The organism is Pseudomonas sp. 102515, from assembly GCF_031085165.1.
Lineage (GTDB): Bacteria > Pseudomonadota > Gammaproteobacteria > Pseudomonadales > Pseudomonadaceae > Chryseomonas.
Map to the genome: position 1 here is coordinate 196,707 of NZ_JAVHTY010000001.1, position 15,991 is coordinate 212,697.

A 15,991-nucleotide genomic window follows, 5' to 3' on the forward strand; every position below is an offset into this window, starting at 1 on the left:
ACCCAAAACCACGACCGATCACCAGGAGGTCCCGCATGACGAGCCAATTCTGGACAGCGGTAGACGACCTCCGACCGGCCGTGGCGCTGGTCATCCTGCATGGCGATCTCGACCCCGCGGTAACGGCGGAATTGCGCAGCGGCTTGCCCGGCTGCAGCGACCTCCCGGTGCTGCAGCTGGAGGACCTCGGCGGGCTGCACGAGGAGTGGCTCACCCAAGGTCCGCAAAGCCGGATCGTACGGCTGTTGTCCCGGCTGGGCGGTGACTGCCTGCTGCTGGCGGTCGAGCCGGCGGGCTCGAACGAGCTGGAATGGCTGGGATCGGTCGCCGGTCAACGGCTGCAACAGTTCACGAGCGGCACGCCCACGCGGGAGCTGATCGTCCGCCTGCAGCAGCTCAGACGCGAACGCCTGCTGGCGGTGTTGCCGCTTTGAGCGTGGCCGTCAGGCCAGCCGCTCGACCTGTTCGGCGATCAGCGCCCTGATCGCGCGCAGACAGCGCAACTCGCCGGCGAAGACCGCCCGCAGCTCCGGTCGCGCGCCGGCCAGGGTCTGATTTTCTCGCTCGGTCTGTTCCAGCAACTGCTGAGCCTGGGAGGGCAGACGCTGGCGCATGCGTTGCAACTGGGCGGCGGCCGGCGCGCGCTTGATACCCAGCACCTCGGCGGCATCCAGCAGTCGCTCGCGGTCGATGGCCACCAGCCGGTTTTCACCCAGGATCGGCCAGGCGAGGGTGGTCGCGTCCGGCCAGCGCTGCTGATCGAAGGCGCGGCTCTCGTATACGGCGGTGCAGAGCAGGTCATAGCAGGGCGCGAGGGCGAGCCCCCGGGGTGAGACCAGAAAGCCCAGATTCTTCAGATGGGCATCGGTATTGCCCACCAGCACGTTGAAGGCCAGCCAGTTGAACATCCGCGTCCGGGTCACGGCGGGCGCTTCGCACAGCCGGGCCAATTCGGCCAGGCGCTCCACGCTACCCGCCTGGTACTTGAAATGACGATCCAGCCCCAGCACCTGGCAGGCGTCGATGCCATGGCGTCGCTGCCAGCCGCCCGGGGTACGGACGCGGTCGAAGCGCTCGATCAGATAGACCGGCTCGGGTACGTAGCGGCGCTCGACGGCGGGAACGATCAGCCCAGCCATACCGGCCAGGCGCATGGTGAACCACTCGTTGATCACCGAATGGGCGAAGGCCTTATGGGGATGGTCCGGCTTGAGGATATGGGTGGAGGGCAGGGCGCCCACGGGTTCCTGCAGCCCCTGGTCATCGAGGATCACCGCCAGCTTGTGCTGGGCGCCGGCCAGCGACATGCGCTTGTGCGCCTCGTGGGTCAGCGGCAGCTGCGGCATGGCCCGGATTCGCCGGGAGAGGTCGGCATCGCTCAGGGGGCGGCGATCCCCCGGCGGCAGGCGCTGACCTTCGCCGAGCAAGGTGAGGGAGCCGGCGGATTCGGCGCCGTACCAGCCCAGCAGGGCGAAGGCATCGGCGGCATCCAGGCGCGCATCCTGGGCGAGCAGTTGCCGCTGGCCTTCCTCGGGCAGCAGGTTGTCGAAGTACCATTGCACCGGTCGCTGCGAACTGCCATCGATCAGCGGCTCGCGCTGCAAGGGCAATTGCGGACAAAGCCCGAAGGCCTGCCAGTCGCTTTCGTACTGGAATGACCAGATACCGTTCTCGTCAGCCAGCCGACCCACCAGTTGGTCGTCGATCCAGGCCAGGAGTTCACGCCTCATAGTGCCCGGGTATCCGGCTGGGCTTCCACCTCGGGGGGCAGATCCACGATCAGGCGCACGCCTAGGCCTTCCAATACCTGGAACAGCTTGCCCCACTGGACGGTTTCGCCGCCGCGCTCGACCTTGCCGAGAAAGTTTTCACTGACGCCGAGGCTACCGGCGGCATCGTCCTGGCGCAGCGACTGGGCCTTGCGCGCCTGGCGGACGAGGGCCCCGAGGTCGGCGGCATTCTTGAGTATCACCTGCATGATCTATCCTCACGAGCGTGGGGATCAGGCTAACGCCAAAGGGAAACGCAGCGCAATCCTCAAGATCGTGAGGATTTGAGCCATCAAGAACGTTGCGTATACGAAATCCTTTCGATCATGAGGATTTCTATCCTTGCCACGCCCGAGCCGGCGGGGCATCTGCATGTAGCGCTCACCGAGATCGCCCTGGGTACCGTGCTCCACCGAGTGCACCTGAGTGAGTACCAGGCTGATCAGTTCAATCCTGGAGTACGTGGCAATGCCCGTTTCAGTCCTATCCAGGATGAGAAGGGAAAAGCGATACCGACACTGTACGCAGGCACGATATTACCTTGCGCACTTATGGAAACCGTCTTTCACGACGTTCCTCATACAGCCGGCTTCAAAAGCTTCGACAAAGCAAAGCTCAACGGACAGGTTCACTCTACTGTTCGCTTGGAAGCGGCTCTGCAGGTCGTCGACCTATCTAGCGTGCCGCTACGCAAGCAGCGTCAGAAGGCCGGCTCTGAGATCAGAGCGCGCTCTAATCTCGGGTGTCACTTGCGCTGTTCGGTAGCCCAAAGGCTACAGAGCGAATAGCCGTCATCAGCGCTAATGCTGCTGGCGAAGGCAGGGCACCGTTACGTTGAATCAGGCCGATGGATCTCTTCGTACCCGTTAGCGGAATATCGAGAGGCGCGAGTGCGTGGCTGGCCAGCTCGTAATCCATCTGGTGCGCTGAAACGACGGCTAGCAGATCGGAATTCATAAGAAGTCCTCTTATGACGGCTAGATCTCCGGTCTCCACTGCGGCGCGAGGAAGCGTCTGTCCGGCCTGAGCGAGATGCTGATCGAATAGCTCACGAGAGGGCGACCCTGTGCGAGGCAGTATCCATTGCGCGTCGTGGAGATCTTCCATGGCCAGCTTCCGGTCGGACAATGGATGGCCAGCGCGTGCTACGACCAACAGCTCCTCGATGAGTAGCGTCTCGCCGTACAGGTCACTGGCATACCCGCTGGGCCGCAATGCACCCAGGATGAAATCAAGATCGCCATAGCGTAAATCCGTTGCGAGCGTTTCGAAGGCACTTTCGTTGGTTACGACCTGAACCTTGGGATGTGCGGATATCAGACGCAGGACGGCATCCGGCAGGATCGTCGTGCGGCAGAGCGGGAGGGCGCCAACCGCTACCCGACCTTCAAGTTGGCCGTTCAAGGCGGCGAGATCGCTATCCAGGTGACGCAGTTCGTTGACTGCTCGACGAACTGACACCGAAATTTCACGACCGGCACGTGTAGGCAGCAAGCCTTTAGGCGAGCGCTCGAACAGCAGCGTTCCTGTCCCTCCTTCAAGCACCTTGATCGCCGCGCTTATGGCCGGCTGCGTCAGACCGAAAAGGCTGGCGACCGTCTGCATATGGTGCGTATCGCAGAGCTTTATGAAGATTTCCAAGCGCCTGGTATGCAAGAGGTACAGCGGTTCGACAGCGACCTTGTGCGACACATCGAGCAATGACGGAACCCGATTGAGTTCATCCAGGGCGCGCTGAGCGCGCGGACGTATGCAGACGCCCTGAGCAGTGAGACGCATACCGTTCGCATGTCTTTCGAACAGTGGCGCGCCCAGACGTAGCTCCAGATCTCGGATGGCTCGGGTGACCACGGATTGAGCGCGATAGAGCGTATCGGCCGCACGGGACACGCTTTCGTGCTGCGCAACGCGGAGAAAGGCACGTAATTGCATCAGGTTAGGGAGCTCACGCATCAGCGTCTGCCTCTGAGACCGGAGCCCACTATGTCTCGCTCAGTGACATAAGTAAAACGTATACCCCCTGTGCTCAATCGCAGTAGGCCGGACGCCAGCCCCATGCGAGCCTCTAGCGAAACAACAGGAGTACGTCCCATGAACTCGAGTTCCCCCCGAACAGCACTGGTCGTTAGCGCCCACTCTGCCGACTTCGTCTGGCGTGCTGGCGGCGCTATCGCCTTGCACGCGCAGCAAGGCTATCAGGCGCACGTCGTTTGCCTGTCCTTCGGCGAGCGTGGTGAGTCCGCCAAACTGTGGCGCAAGGGCGAGATGACTGAAGCGCGGGTCAAGGCCGCTCGCCGTGAAGAGGCGCAGGCTGCAGCGGAGATTCTTGGTGCCAGCATCGAGTTCTTCGATATCGGGGACTACCCCATGCGGGCAGACAAGGAGGTGCTCTTTCGCCTGGCCGACGTCTTCCGTCGCGTGCAGCCCGAGTTCGTCCTGACCCACTCGTTGAAAGATCCGTACAACTACGATCACCCGTTGGCCGCGCACCTGGCGCAGGAAGCGCGGATCATCGCTCAGGCCGAGGGCTATCGCCCTGGTGAGCCCATCATCGGGGCTCCGCCGGTCTATCAGTTCGAGCCGCATCAGCCTGAGCAATGCGAGTGGCGCCCTGACGTTCTGCTCGATATCACCGACGTCTGGGACAAGAAGTTCGCCGCTATCCAGTGCATGGCAGGACAGGAACACCTCTGGGAGTACTACACTCGGGTCGCCCTGCAGCGCGGTGTGCAGGCCAAGCGCAACGTCGGCATCACCTCGTCCAAGAACATTGTCTACGGTGAGGGATATCAGAGCATCTTCCCGCGCGTGACGGAGAATCTGTCGTGAGCAGCCTGGTAGGCAGGACGGGCGTTGTGGTACGCCATATCGAGCGCGCCGCGTCGAATGTGCTGGATCGGCTGTCTCTCCACGGGGTCGCTACCGTGCACGAAGCCCAGGGTCGCAAGGGGCTGTTGAATCCCGGATTGCGCCCGATCCAGCGCGACGTCGGGATCGCGGGCAGCGCAGTGACGGTACTCGTGGCGCCGGGAGACAACTGGATGTTTCACGTTGCCGTAGAGCAGTGTCAGCCAGGCGATATTCTCGTGGTGGCACCCAGCTCCACCTGTCATGACGGCTACTTCGGCGATCTGCTGGCAACCTCGTTGCAGGCTCGCGGCGTTCGGGGCCTGGTGGTCGATGCGGGCGTTCGGGATACCCGAACCCTGCGCGAAATGGGCTTCGCCGTCTGGTCGAGCGCCATCAATGCCCAAGGCACAGTCAAGGAAACGCTGGGATCGGTAAACGTGCCGCTGCTCTGCGGTGGTCAACTGATCCAGCCGGGTGACGCCATCATCGCCGACGACGATGGCGTCGTCGTGGTCAGACGCCTGGAGGCAGATACCGTACTGGCGGCTGCCGATCGCCGCGCTGCGGCAGAAGAGGAAAAGCGCCGGCGCCTGGCCGCCGGGGAGCTCGGGCTGGACATCTACGCCATGCGCCCCCGTCTGGCTGAAAAAGGCTTGCGGTATGTGGATCACCTGGCTGATCTGGAGGACTAAGGATGCCGCAGACTCGGATACCTTGCATGCTCATACGAGGGGGCACGTCCAAGGGGGCCTTTTTCCTGGCGGCTGACCTGCCTGAAGAGCGGGATCAACGGGACCGGGTACTGCTGGCGGCGCTGGGTTCGCCGGATCGCCGCCAGATCGATGGGATTGGTGGGGGCGACTCCCTTACCAGCAAGGTGGCCATCGTTCGCCCCTCGCAGCGTCCAGACGCTGACGTCGACTATCTGTTCGCCCAAGTCGTCGTGGACGAGCCGCGGGTCGACTACGGCCAGAATTGCGGCAACATTCTCGCCGGGGTAGGCCCGTTCGCTATCGAGCGGGGCCTCATCGGCGCCAGCGGCCCGGTTACACCGGTTCGCATTTTCATGGAGAACACCGGACAACTCGCCGTAGCCCATGTCCCTACGCCCGATGGGCAGGTCGAGTATGCCGGAGATGCACGCATCGACGGTGTCCCTGGAAGTGCCGCTTCGCTGGTGATCGAGTTCGCCGATATCGCCGGCTCCAGCTGCGGTGCGCTGCTTCCGACAGGGGCGGTCCGCGATGAGATCGGTGGCATCGCCGTGACGTGCATCGATAACGGTATGCCGGTCGTGCTGATCAAGGCGGCTGACCTCGGGCTTACCGGCGAGGAAAGCCCCGCGCAGCTGGATGCGGATACGGATCTCAAAGACCGGCTGGAAGCCATCCGCCTGCAAGTCGGACCCCGCATGCACCTGGGCGATGTGCGGGAACGTAGCGTGCCTAAGTTGAGTTTGATCGCTGCGCCGAAAGCTGGGGGCGCCTTGGCCACCCGTACCTTCATCCCGCATCGCTGCCATACCGCCATCGGTGTGTTTGGTGCCGTGAGCGTGGCCACGGCTTGCCTACTCGAAGGGTCTGTTGCGGCCGAGGTTGCAGAAGTGCCATCAGGCGAGCACCTTCGGCTGTCGGTCGAGCACCCTACCGGGGAGTTCACCGTCGAAATCCGTCGCGCCGGCGGCCAGGTCGTTGGTTGTGGCCTGGTGCGCACAGCACGGCTGCTATTCGAAGGAAAGGTGCAGATACCTTCGGACATCTGGCGCGGTCCTCTCGAATCCTAGCGTCGGACTATCCTGCCGCCATGTGCTGCCTGATGCTGGCGCATAACGCATCAGTGAGTAACAGATGGCGCGCCCGTATCTGCAGACGCGCACCGCGCTTAGCGCCGAAGCCTGCCTTTGCTGGTAGCCAGACGGGCATAGGCACCCAGCGTAGGAATCGGACTTTGGGCAGCTCTTGTTACATTTCTCGCTCAATCCCCCCAGGCTGCTGTCTGACCACTGCCGCACGAGCGCGTTAGTCGGTCACAGACCTAGGGCCGGCAGAGATCACCGCATGGCCATATCACCGCGGTTCACCTTTCGGCTTCAGTCCCTCCGGCAGGCATCGCCTTGCAGACAGACCTTCCAGCTGAAAAGCAAGTGGCCGCTGGGACATATCCCAGCGGCCACTCACTGGACAGCGTTCAGATTGTTGAAACCCTCTAATCCTTCTTGCCAGCCACCGAATAGGTGACCTGCTGATTGCGGGTCTTCTGGAAGTCTTCCAGGGACTGACCGCGCATGGCGGCATAGATCACGAGGTTGGGTACGCCAACCACGGCGCCCAGCTTTTCCAGCAGGAAGAAGATGACGCCATAGCGAATCAATCCGCGCCAATCCCGTTCACGGACCAGTGCCCGTTCTTCCTCGCTCAGCGCGGCCTCTGCAAACAACACCTCAGGCTCACTGAGAAAGCGCTCGCGCCACTGTGGCTCGATCAGTTGGTGAAGGAATTTGTTCAGGCGATAGCCACGAGCACTCCTTTCCAGGGTGAACGGATAGGTCCCCTCCAGTTGCTCGATACCCGCCAGCTGATGCGCCATGTGCCACCGGTGCTGATCGTGTAGATCGCTGGGAACCGGGCGCGCATGATTCTCCAGCAGTACCGTGGCGATACCGGTCATCGACGGTAGGTAGTAGTCCTGGTGCTTGAGGCTCACCGTTGCGGAGAGCGCGCCGCGCATCACCAGCCAGGCGATCACTTCAGAACCTTCCATACCGCCCAGGGTGGCGTACTCGGCAAGGGTCAGGCGTGCCAGCTGCTCCGGATCGTTGACTAGGAGATCGACGAATTGATCGTCCCACTCTGGGTTGTTGAAGCCACAGCGTTCCCCATGGACCTGATGCGACAGGCCACCTGTGGCAACCACCACGACCTTCAGGTCTTCTGGGAAGCTTTCGATAGCCCGTCGTAAGGCCTTGCCGAGGTTGTAGCAGCGTCGAGCGCTGGGGATGGGAAACTGCAGCACACCCAGCTGGAGCGGAACGATTTCGACCGGCCAGCCGTTCTCGTGGGGGAGCAGGGCCGACATCGGTGAGAAGAAGCCATGGTCCAGCGGCCGGTCGCGGAAGACACTGATATCGAACTCGTCCGCCATGAGGCTTTCAGCGATATGCCGCGAGAGCACCGCATGCCCGCCCACGGCCGGGAGGGTGCGAGGATTGCCGCCCTCATCGGCGACCTCGTAGCGATCATCCACGCCCAGCGCGAAGGGACTGTAATGGTCGAAGAAGAACGAGGTGATGTGATCATTGAAGATGTAGAACAGGACATCCGGACGTTGCTCTTCGAGCCAGGCCTGGACCGGGGCGAACCCCTCGAAAATCGGCGCCCAGGAGGCTTCGTTTCGCTTGTCATGATCCACGGCGAAACCGATGGTAGGGGTGTGGGAGACGGCGAGACCGCCAAGAATACGAGCCATTTGAAGGTCCTTTTAAAAGGTCAAGGCGCCAGGGCCGGAGCAGCTTGGCGCCTGGCGATGCCATTGGCGAGGATGGCAAGGGTGGCCAGGAAGGCCGGCAAGCCAAGCAAGATGAACAGGGTGGCCGTTGATAGGCCAAGGCTGAGGACTGTCCCTCCGATCAGGGAGCCGAAAATGGCGCCGAAGCGACCGATGCCCAGCATCCAGCTCACCCCGGTTGCGCGGAAGGCGGTCGGGTAATACCCCGGTGCGAAGGCATTGAGGCCCGTCTGAGCGCCACTCATGCAGAAGCCGGCCAAGGCCACGCCCACGGCCAGTAAACCGGACTCCAGGCCGAAACTGCCCAGCAGCAGGATGCAGGCACCGCCGAGTGCGTAGGCGAGGGCAATGACCCGGTTGGGATCGCGACGATCCATTACCCAGCCCACCACCAGCGCACCTACCGTTCCGCCGAGCTGGAACAGGCCGGTGATGGTCGCAGCGCGCTCGATCGAAAGACCGCTATCGCGCAGCAGGGTGGGCAGCCAGCCCATGGTCAGGTAGATCACCAACAATCCCATGAAGTAGGTGATCCACAGCGCGAAGGTACCCAGCCGGTAATGCTCGCCGAACAATTGGCCCACGGGTGCTTTCGACTGGGTGTCCACCGCGTGAGCGAGGAAGCGCGTCGACGCGGTGAAGTGGCCGCCCAGCTTGTTGAGGGCAGACGCGATGCGGGCAGAGGGGAAGCCTTTATTCGCCATGAATCGCGCCGATTCCGGCAATAGCAACCAGAGAAAAGGCAGCAGCGCCAAGGGCAGGACGCCGCCAGCGACCAGCACTGCCTTCCAGCCGAAGTTGGGGATGAGGTAGGCCGCGAGGAAGCCGCCGCCGCCAGAGCCCAGGTTGAAGCCGGTGAACATCAGGGTGATGAGAAGGGCACGCCGGCGCTCGGGAAGGTATTCGGCGAGCAGGGTAGTGCAATTGGGCATCGCAGCGCCCAAAGCGATACCGCAGAGAAAGCGCAGGATCCCCAGCTCCAGAGGTGTCCTTGCGAAGGCGCAGGCCAGACTCAGGATGGCGAATCCGCTAACCGCGACCAGCAGGACCGCCTTCCGACCAAACCGATCAGCGTAGGGGCCTGCCGTCAAGGCACCTACCGCGAGACCAATCATGGCGGCGGTCATCACGGGGCCGAAGGCCGCGCGCGACAGTCCCCACTCCTGCATCAGCGAGGGGGCAATGAAGCCCATTACCGCAACGTCGAAGCCATCGAACATGACGATCAAGAAGCAGAGAACGAGGATGACCCACTGGTAGCGGGTGATGGGTTGCTGGTCGATCCAGCCCTTCACATCGACGGGAGCGTTGAGGCTCATGGGAGTACCCTATTTTTTTATTGGTGGCGATCCGGTTGCAGTGCGACACAGGACCTATTTCCGCCTTTGCGGCACGCCCAATGTAGAGAGGAAGGCTGTTGGACACCTCAGCCAAATCATTAACGAGGTATCTGTTTTTTTTTGTGGCCATGCTCTTGCCTCAGTGCTGTCCACGGGGTCACAGCCCGTCAGGCGCGCTGGGTCTTCTCGTGATGATGGCGGATCTGCCAGGCTAGCCTTGCGCTTCTGGCAGCACCGTCGGCGGAACAAAGTTGGCTGTGGAGCTGCTCAGTGACGGACACTGCGGAAAGCCGTTGCAGGCGGCTCTCGTTAGGTGAGGAACGCAAGCCGGATACGGCACAGCTCACGTACGCGCCGCTCGATCAGCGGAGTGCCTGACGCGTCAACGAAAGGCGCTTTTAGTCAGCCGGTGTGCTCCGATCACGCTGGCAAGCCGCGATGGCTAAAGCTCTCGATAAAAAAAACGTATGCCGGTGCCGCCTGAATGCATTGTCCTGGGCGGTGGGCCGCTGGCAGCGTTAAGTAAGACAAATAACAACAAATCGAAGAGGCCACCGTGAAGCTACTGGGCAAACTCTATGTGCAGGTGCTCATCGCTATCTTTCTGGCCATCCTGCTGGGACTAATCGACCCTGCATTGGCGCAGCGTATGAAGCCGTTGGGCACGGCGTTCATCTCCTTGCTCAAGATGCTGCTCGGGCCGGTGATCTTCTTTACGGTCGTCTCGGGCATCGCCCATATCCGTGACTTCCGCCGTCTTGGCCGGATCGGAATCAAGACACTGATCTACTTCGAGGTGGTCAGTACCCTGGCGATGGTGGTTGGGTTCGTCGTGGTCAGTCTGGTGCGCCCTGGAGAAGGCCTTCACGCGCAGATGGGTGACAGCCTCGCCGCCAACCAGGCGCAGGCCGTTGAAGGCGCCCTGGCCGGCGGCGGCTTCAGCCTCGAGCATTTCCTGCTTTCCATCATTCCCAAGACCCTGGCTTCAGCCTTCACCACGGGCGACATCCTGCCTGTGTTGTTCGTCTCTATCCTGGTTGGTGTCGCGCTCGCTCATTGTGCCAAGCCAGATTGGCTGGCCCTGCGCTTGCTGGAAGAAGGACAGACGCTGACCTTCAAGTTGCTTGGTTACATCATGCGGCTGTCGCCCCTGGGCGCCTTTGGCGCCATGGCCGCAGCGGTCGGCAGTTTCGGCTCGGCCACGCTGCTCTACCTGCTGGGCTACATCCTGACTTATTACGCGAGCGTGCTGACCTTCATCCTGGTGATCTTGGGCGCGGTTTGCGCGATGGCCGGTTTGTCGCTGTTCGCCATCCTGCGCGTCATCAAGGAAGAGGCCATCATCGCCATGGGCACAGCCTCGAGCGAGGCGGCCTTTCCCAAGCTGGTGGAAAAGCTGGCGCGCGCCGGGTGCGACAAGGCCGTGGTGGGCTTCGTGCTGCCGGCTGGCTATAGCTTCAATATCGACGGTGCCTGCCTGTACATGGCGTGCGGCCTGGGCTTTCTTTCGCAAGCGACGGATACGGCGCTCAGTCCCTCGCAGGTGATCACCCTGCTCGGTGTGATGCTGCTGACGTCGAAAGGTGGGGCTGGTGCCGCGGGTGGGGCAGTCATCAAACTGGCTGCCACCCTGGAATCGATCCGGGTGCTGCCGCTGGGTAGCCTCGGCCTGCTGTTTGGCATCGATCGAGTGCTGGCCATCGCGACCTCGACCACTAATGTGATCGGCAATAGCGTTGCCGTGTTCGTCATTTCGCGGTGGGAAGGCCTGTTCGATCGAAGCGCCTTCGACGCCTGTCTTCGCGATCCCTCTCAATCCACTCCGGACGCGGCAGCGACCGCCTCCTCATCCCAGCTGGAGCCTACTAAATGACCTCTGTTTCCTTGCCACGCGTGGCCTTTATCGGCTATGGCGAAGCCGGTGGAATCCTGGCTGCAGACCTCGCTTCGCGAGGCATTGCGGTCAAGGCGTATGACCTGTTGGTTGCTGATCTCGAAGGCGGCCAGCGACTCATGGAAAAGGCTCGGATGGCCGGTGTCGAACTGTGCCGCACCCTCAGTGACGCTCTCGTGGACACTGACCTGGTGTTCTCCACGGTGACCGCTGGATCCGCGTGGGAGGTCGCGACGGAAGCAAGCATGCAACTGATACCTGGACAATACTTTCTTGACCTGAATTCCGTAGCGCCGGCGACCAAGAAGGCTGGTGAAAGCGCTGTAACAAGGAGTGGCGCCGGTTACCTGGATGTCGCCGTTATGGCACCGGTGCCGCCTCAGCGCCTGGCTACGCCGCTGCTCCTGGGCGGCACCAACGCTGCCACCCTTGCCGAAACGCTAGGCGAGCTTGGCTTCAACGTGAAGGTCGTGGCCGAAGAGGTAGGCGTGGCTTCCGCCATCAAGATGTGTCGCAGCGTGATGATCAAGGGACTGGAAGCGCTTACGACTGAATGTCTGTCGGCCGCCCGCCATTATGGCGCGGAAGAAAGGGTGCTCGCGTCACTGCACGCAAGCTTCCCGCACATGGGGTGGGATGCTCGCCAGCCGCACTATCTGATCAGCCGCGTGGCGGAGCATGGTCTGCGCCGGGCGGAAGAAATGGAAGAGGTTGCCAAGACCGTCGCCGATGCGGGCCTGGAGCCACGCATGAGTCTGGCGATCAGCGCGTCTCAGCGTGATCTGGTGGAGCGCATGGTGGATCTGGACATCCCTTATGCCGAGCCCTTCGATTGGACCAGCCTGATAGACCAGCTTGCGACGCGCTGAGGTGTCCCTTTTGATAGCATAGAGGCTTTGTACGGGATGAAGCCAGCTACCCGGCAATCGCGTTGCACGCGCGTGCCAACAGCCAAGCCGAAGCCCTGAGCGCCGAGGCGCGGCGCCCCGTGCTCATGGTGGCCACCGCCATGCACGAGATGAACGCCACGGCGCAAGAGGTAACCCGTCACGCTGGCAGCGCCGCCTCGGCGGCCAACGATGCGAATCGTGCTGCCCAGGAAGGCGAGACGGGCATGACCCAGACCATCGCCACCATCGAGCGGATGCATGCTGAAATCACCCGCACCGCCGCCGTCATCGCCCGCCTGGAGCACGACAGCGAGCGTATCGGCAGTGTCCTGGAAGTGATTCGCGGCATCGCCGACCAGACCAACCTGCTGGCGCTTAATGCCGCCCTCGAGGCCGCTCGGGCAGGGACGCCGGACGCGCCCTCGCCATGGTGGCCGATGAGGTGCGCAGCCTGGCGGTGCGCACGGCCAGCTCCATCAGCGAGATCCATCAGCTGATCGCGACGCTGCAGGGCGCCGCCCACGAAGCCGCCGAAGCGGTGCGTTCGGGCGCCGCAGAAAGCAGCGCCGGACGCGATCAGATAGTGCCTTCGGGCGAGCGGCTGCGCAGCATCACCCTGGCCGTGGAAGCTATTCGCGACATGAATCGGCAGATCGCCACCGCGGCTGAGGAGCAGACCTCGGTGGCCAAGGACATAGCCCGCAACCTGGCGGAGATCGTTACCGTCGCCCGACACAATGAAGAGGACCTACAACGTACCCAGAGTGCCAGTGAAGCTAGCGAGCCGCCTCCGAGACTAATGGCTTTCATTCGGCATAGCCTCATTTCAACGAGATGAGGCTATGCGAGCAAAACTTGATAGGTGCTGGTCGCTACCGGCTTCATCGCCATAGGTTTAATCGAATCCTACTAGAAAAATATACCACCCCTTCACACCCCGAACCCTCCAATCACCCCTCTGCAGCGCGACGTTGGCCAAGCCGCCGGCACCGTCATGCGCCTGCCGGGTTACTTCCGCCTGCAGACGAGCGTGCTGCCACAGGTGTTGGCCATCAATGCGAGCAAGCAGGTGGTCACCGACGAGATCGAGGCGCTTCGCGTTGCCCTGGGCTACACCCCCGAGATGCGGCCGCGGCTGTTGCGGTGAGCCCTGGGTGCCGGCGTCACCACCAAGCAGCTGCAACGCACCATCCACGCCTTCGACGGTGCGCCGCGGCGGATCTCGTTCACCTGGGCTGGCCACACCACCAGCAACCAGCGGGTACCGGTGGCCACCACGCGCGGTTAGCTGCAGGCGTAGGCCGAGAGTAGGGCGCAGCAGGAGGGGTTACCGATCGAGCAGACGCCTGAGTACCAGGACCTGCGCACGATCGCGAACCTGGCGGACGACCAGGTGTTGATCAAGCACAAGGTCGTGGCGCCACATCCTCGCTGCACGCTCTGGTTCGGTGAGCGCGGCGAGAAGTGGGACGCCATCATCAAGGCCAACCTGCCAGTGTTCGTGCTCGCCGGCGAGGCCGTACCGAAGATGTCCGCGCTGCGCGACTTCGATCGTGCCGCCCGCGGCCGCCAGCGCGGGGATGTGAAGGCACGGGCGGAGGTGTGGGCAGAGCGCAACCTCTACCTGCCCACCGGCGGCCAGCGGATGGATGTGGAGGAGGGTGATCGGGTATCGCTCAAGACGCCTTCGACCTATCGCATCGGTGGCATTACTTATCTGACACAGCGCTAGATAACTCCGGCTCGACAGCACGCTGGTTAATAGCGAACCAGTGGAAGGCCGAATAAGCCTGCCGGCTGCTACAACGTCTTCGAGGAGCGAGTCGATCATCGTGAAGGGGCTCTAAAGCCTGATAGACAGCATAGAACCGGGGCTAGGCGATCAGGGAATCAGGAGAACTGACCCGGTGTGCTTGCGTGCCGCGATGGCCTGATGAGCCAAAGCTGCTTCTTCCAGTTTATAGCGTGCGAGCTCCAGCTCCCCGAGTGCGCCTTCCCGGAAGCGCTCAAATAGCTCCGATGCCGCCATATGCTGGTTTTGCGCGTTGACGTATTGGGGAGTCGACGGCTGAACGTATCTGACGCCGCGCGCTGCTAGGAGCAAGGGATCCACAGTGACGCCGCCTGAGGCGTTGCCAACGTGAATCAGCTCGCCACCAGCGCGTAGCGACCTGATCGAGGCATCCAGCGTATCCCACCCGACCAGGTCGTACACGACGTCGACACCGATTCCGCTATTCGCGGCTATGATTCGGCTGGCCAAGTCCGAATCGTCAGACCGCAGTACGTGATCAAGTCCCCAGCCCCCAACGATTCGAGCTTTGTCGGCGGAGCCGACAGAGGCTATGACGGTGGCACCCAACGACTTTGCCCAACGCGTGAGCAGGCTACCTACTCCGCCGGAAGCGCCATGCACGACGATAGTTTCACCGGCCTGAATTCTATGGGCCTGTTTAACCAAAGCCCACGCTGTAAGGCCCTTTGATAACAGCCCGGCGGCCTGTTCGCTACAGATGTCGTCGGGCAGTTTTATCAGCGCGCTAGAATCAATTACCCGACGATCCGCGTAGGCGCCGAGTGCAAAGAAATAGCCTACTCGATCACCTACTTTCAGGTGCTGCACATGAGCGCCAACAGCTTCCACGATGCCCGCGGCCTCCACGCCCATGCTGAACGGTAACGGAACCTTGAAGGTGCCATCCCTGAACATCGTGTCTACGAAATTCACTCCGATGGCTTCGTGCCGTATCAGTACCTGCTCACGGGTGGGTGATTCCAGGTCAAAGGTTTCATAACGGAGTACAGCGGGTGTTCCTTGCTGGTAGATCCGGATGCGCTGACTCATGGCCGCCTCGGTGATTAGAAATGTCGTCTACAAAAACCTGAACCGCGAAGGGAGGGCATGCCAAGCAGTTAATGCTCGGCATCGCCGGTCGGGCTGAAGGATGTGGTATCGATCAGGCGCTCTGGCCACCGTCGACGTTCAGCGTGGCACCAGTGATGTAAGACGCCTCAGGGCCCGCTAGAAAAGACACGGCGGCGGCGATGTCTTCTGGCTGACCATAGCGACCCAACGCCGCCAAGCCCGCAAGGAACGGCGCATGATCGGCAGTCTCGGGGTTCATCTCGGTATTGATAGCCCCGGGTTGAATGACATTCACGGTGATATTGCGTGGCCCAAGGTCACGCGCCCACCCGCGTGTGTAGGCAGCGACGGCAGCTTTGGTTGCAACATAGTCGGCTGCACCTGGGAATGGCACGTGATCAGCGCCGGTCGTGCCCAACGAAATGATTCGTCCCCCATCATTCATCAGACCAACCGCCGTACGCACTGCGGTGACGACACCACCTACGTTGACCGCCTGCTGACGATCGAACGCTGAGATGTCGGCATCCGGCGCATCAACAGGACCAGTGACAAAAACGCCCGCGCTGTTGACCAGTATGTCCAACCGGCCGAAGTGTTGATGAACCTGTCTGACGAGCGCGATCACCTGCGCCGTGTTCCCTTGGTCTGCCTGGATAGCCAAGGCCTGTACACCGTGAAGCTCAATTTCAGCGACGACCTTCTGGGCCTGGTCTGGCGATTTTGCATAGCTGAAGGCGACGTATGCACCGTCTGCCGCGAGACGCTTTGCGATTGCCGCCCCGATGCCACGGGAGCCGCCAGTTACCAGTGCCACTTTGCCTTGAAGTTGCTTAGTCATCTTTGTGATCTCCTCTTGAGCCTTCCGGTATGGAGAG

The 15,991-nt window shown here is 62.1% G+C and carries 16 protein-coding genes and 1 pseudogene; 10 read left to right on the forward strand and 7 right to left on the reverse strand.

Features of this window, described 5'->3' with window-relative positions; translation table 11 throughout:
• Positions 1–35 precede the first annotated feature (35 nt).
• Positions 36–434: a hypothetical protein gene (locus tag RCF34_RS00885; protein WP_308706464.1), complete on the forward strand. Its 399-nt coding sequence runs from the start codon at positions 36–38 to the stop codon at positions 432–434.
• 9 nt (positions 435–443) lie between these two features.
• Here RCF34_RS00885 and RCF34_RS00890 read toward each other — a convergent pair whose 3' ends face one another.
• Positions 444–1,730 (reverse strand): HipA domain-containing protein, encoded by a 1,287-nt coding sequence (locus RCF34_RS00890; protein ID WP_308706465.1) that lies wholly within the window; start codon positions 1,728–1,730, stop codon positions 444–446.
• A complete protein-coding gene (locus tag RCF34_RS00895) occupies positions 1,727–1,978 on the reverse strand; it encodes a helix-turn-helix domain-containing protein (protein WP_308706466.1) in 252 nt (83 codons plus the stop codon). The genes RCF34_RS00890 and RCF34_RS00895 overlap by 4 nt, the downstream gene beginning before the upstream one ends.
• 117 nt (positions 1,979–2,095) lie before the next feature.
• On the opposite strand from RCF34_RS00895, the gene RCF34_RS00900 reads away from it, so the two are divergent.
• Entirely contained in the window at positions 2,096–2,557 is a 462-nt protein-coding gene (locus RCF34_RS00900) for an RES family NAD+ phosphorylase (protein WP_308707498.1), read from the forward strand.
• Here RCF34_RS00900 and RCF34_RS00905 read toward each other — a convergent pair.
• Positions 2,502–3,722 carry a LysR family transcriptional regulator gene (locus RCF34_RS00905; protein ID WP_308706467.1) on the reverse strand — a complete coding sequence of 407 codons (1,221 nt, stop codon included), beginning with the start codon at positions 3,720–3,722 and terminating at the stop codon, positions 2,502–2,504. The genes RCF34_RS00900 and RCF34_RS00905 overlap by 56 nt on opposite strands.
• Positions 3,723–3,860: 138 nt before the next feature.
• Between RCF34_RS00905 and galB the strand changes: the two genes are divergently transcribed.
• Genes galB through RCF34_RS00920 form a run of 3 tightly spaced genes read left to right on the forward strand, consistent with a single transcriptional unit; the run spans position 3,861 to position 6,402 of the window.
• The gene (gene galB / locus RCF34_RS00910) at positions 3,861–4,598 is read left to right on the forward strand and encodes a 4-oxalmesaconate hydratase (protein ID WP_308706468.1); all 738 of its coding nucleotides are present in this window, start codon (positions 3,861–3,863) and stop codon (positions 4,596–4,598) included.
• A complete protein-coding gene (locus tag RCF34_RS00915; protein ID WP_308706469.1) occupies positions 4,595–5,311 on the forward strand; it encodes a 4-carboxy-4-hydroxy-2-oxoadipate aldolase/oxaloacetate decarboxylase in 717 nt (238 codons plus the stop codon). Before galB ends, RCF34_RS00915 begins: the two co-directional genes overlap by 4 nt.
• A 2-nt stretch (positions 5,312–5,313) precedes the next feature.
• Positions 5,314–6,402: a 4-oxalomesaconate tautomerase gene (locus tag RCF34_RS00920; RefSeq protein ID WP_308706470.1), complete on the forward strand. Its 1,089-nt coding sequence runs from the start codon at positions 5,314–5,316 to the stop codon at positions 6,400–6,402.
• Between the two features lie 422 nt (positions 6,403–6,824).
• Here RCF34_RS00920 and RCF34_RS00925 read toward each other — a convergent pair whose 3' ends face one another.
• Together RCF34_RS00925 and RCF34_RS00930 are read right to left on the reverse strand one after the other, a co-directional pair.
• Entirely contained in the window at positions 6,825–8,084 is a 1,260-nt protein-coding gene (locus tag RCF34_RS00925; RefSeq protein WP_308706471.1) for a gallate dioxygenase, read from the reverse strand.
• A gap of 20 nt (positions 8,085–8,104) precedes the next feature.
• Positions 8,105–9,442: an aromatic acid/H+ symport family MFS transporter gene (locus RCF34_RS00930; protein ID WP_308706472.1), complete on the reverse strand. Its 1,338-nt coding sequence runs from the start codon at positions 9,440–9,442 to the stop codon at positions 8,105–8,107.
• A gap of 577 nt (positions 9,443–10,019) precedes the next feature.
• On the opposite strand from RCF34_RS00930, the gene RCF34_RS00935 reads away from it, so the two are divergent.
• The 5 genes and pseudogenes from RCF34_RS00935 (at position 10,020) to RCF34_RS00955 (ending at position 13,979) form a co-directional block, all read left to right on the forward strand.
• A complete protein-coding gene (locus RCF34_RS00935) occupies positions 10,020–11,336 on the forward strand; it encodes a cation:dicarboxylate symporter family transporter (protein WP_308706473.1) in 1,317 nt (438 codons plus the stop codon).
• Positions 11,333–12,226: a DUF1932 domain-containing protein gene (locus RCF34_RS00940; RefSeq protein ID WP_308706474.1), complete on the forward strand. Its 894-nt coding sequence runs from the start codon at positions 11,333–11,335 to the stop codon at positions 12,224–12,226. Before RCF34_RS00935 ends, RCF34_RS00940 begins: the two co-directional genes overlap by 4 nt.
• Positions 12,227–12,354: 128 nt before the next feature.
• Positions 12,355–13,085 (forward strand): annotated as a pseudogene (locus RCF34_RS00945) (methyl-accepting chemotaxis protein); the annotation flags it as partial.
• Between the two features lie 156 nt (positions 13,086–13,241).
• The gene (locus RCF34_RS00950) at positions 13,242–13,394 is read left to right on the forward strand and encodes a hypothetical protein (RefSeq protein ID WP_308706475.1); all 153 of its coding nucleotides are present in this window, start codon (positions 13,242–13,244) and stop codon (positions 13,392–13,394) included.
• A 246-nt stretch (positions 13,395–13,640) separates the two neighbouring features.
• Complete coding sequence (locus RCF34_RS00955; protein WP_308706476.1) at positions 13,641–13,979, forward strand: hypothetical protein; 339 nt, start codon at positions 13,641–13,643, stop codon at positions 13,977–13,979.
• Positions 13,980–14,129: 150 nt separating this feature from the next.
• Here RCF34_RS00955 and RCF34_RS00960 read toward each other — a convergent pair whose 3' ends face one another.
• Entirely contained in the window at positions 14,130–15,092 is a 963-nt protein-coding gene (locus RCF34_RS00960; protein WP_308706477.1) for a quinone oxidoreductase, read from the reverse strand.
• 112 nt (positions 15,093–15,204) lie between these two features.
• Positions 15,205–15,954 carry an SDR family oxidoreductase gene (locus RCF34_RS00965; protein WP_308706478.1) on the reverse strand — a complete coding sequence of 250 codons (750 nt, stop codon included), beginning with the start codon at positions 15,952–15,954 and terminating at the stop codon, positions 15,205–15,207.
• Positions 15,955–15,991 lie beyond the last annotated feature (37 nt).

Bases quoted from the DNA above. Each gene is read 5' to 3' on its own strand.
- RCF34_RS00885 (WP_308706464.1), top strand. From the start codon at position 36: ATGACGAGCCAATTCTGGACAGCGGTAGACGACCTCCGACCGGCCGTG.
- RCF34_RS00890 (WP_308706465.1), bottom strand. From the start codon at position 1,730: ATGAGGCGTGAACTCCTGGCCTGGATCGACGACCAACTGGTGGGTCGG.
- RCF34_RS00895 (WP_308706466.1), bottom strand. From the start codon at position 1,978: ATGCAGGTGATACTCAAGAATGCCGCCGACCTCGGGGCCCTCGTCCGC.
- RCF34_RS00900 (WP_308707498.1), top strand. From the start codon at position 2,096: ATGAGGATTTCTATCCTTGCCACGCCCGAGCCGGCGGGGCATCTGCAT.
- RCF34_RS00905 (WP_308706467.1), bottom strand. From the start codon at position 3,722: ATGCGTGAGCTCCCTAACCTGATGCAATTACGTGCCTTTCTCCGCGTT.
- galB (WP_308706468.1), top strand. From the start codon at position 3,861: ATGAACTCGAGTTCCCCCCGAACAGCACTGGTCGTTAGCGCCCACTCT.
- RCF34_RS00920 (WP_308706470.1), top strand. From the start codon at position 5,314: ATGCCGCAGACTCGGATACCTTGCATGCTCATACGAGGGGGCACGTCC.
- RCF34_RS00925 (WP_308706471.1), bottom strand. From the start codon at position 8,084: ATGGCTCGTATTCTTGGCGGTCTCGCCGTCTCCCACACCCCTACCATC.
- RCF34_RS00930 (WP_308706472.1), bottom strand. From the start codon at position 9,442: ATGAGCCTCAACGCTCCCGTCGATGTGAAGGGCTGGATCGACCAGCAA.
- RCF34_RS00940 (WP_308706474.1), top strand. From the start codon at position 11,333: ATGACCTCTGTTTCCTTGCCACGCGTGGCCTTTATCGGCTATGGCGAA.
- RCF34_RS00950 (WP_308706475.1), top strand. From the start codon at position 13,242: ATGCGCCTGCCGGGTTACTTCCGCCTGCAGACGAGCGTGCTGCCACAG.
- RCF34_RS00960 (WP_308706477.1), bottom strand. From the start codon at position 15,092: ATGAGTCAGCGCATCCGGATCTACCAGCAAGGAACACCCGCTGTACTC.
- RCF34_RS00965 (WP_308706478.1), bottom strand. From the start codon at position 15,954: ATGACTAAGCAACTTCAAGGCAAAGTGGCACTGGTAACTGGCGGCTCC.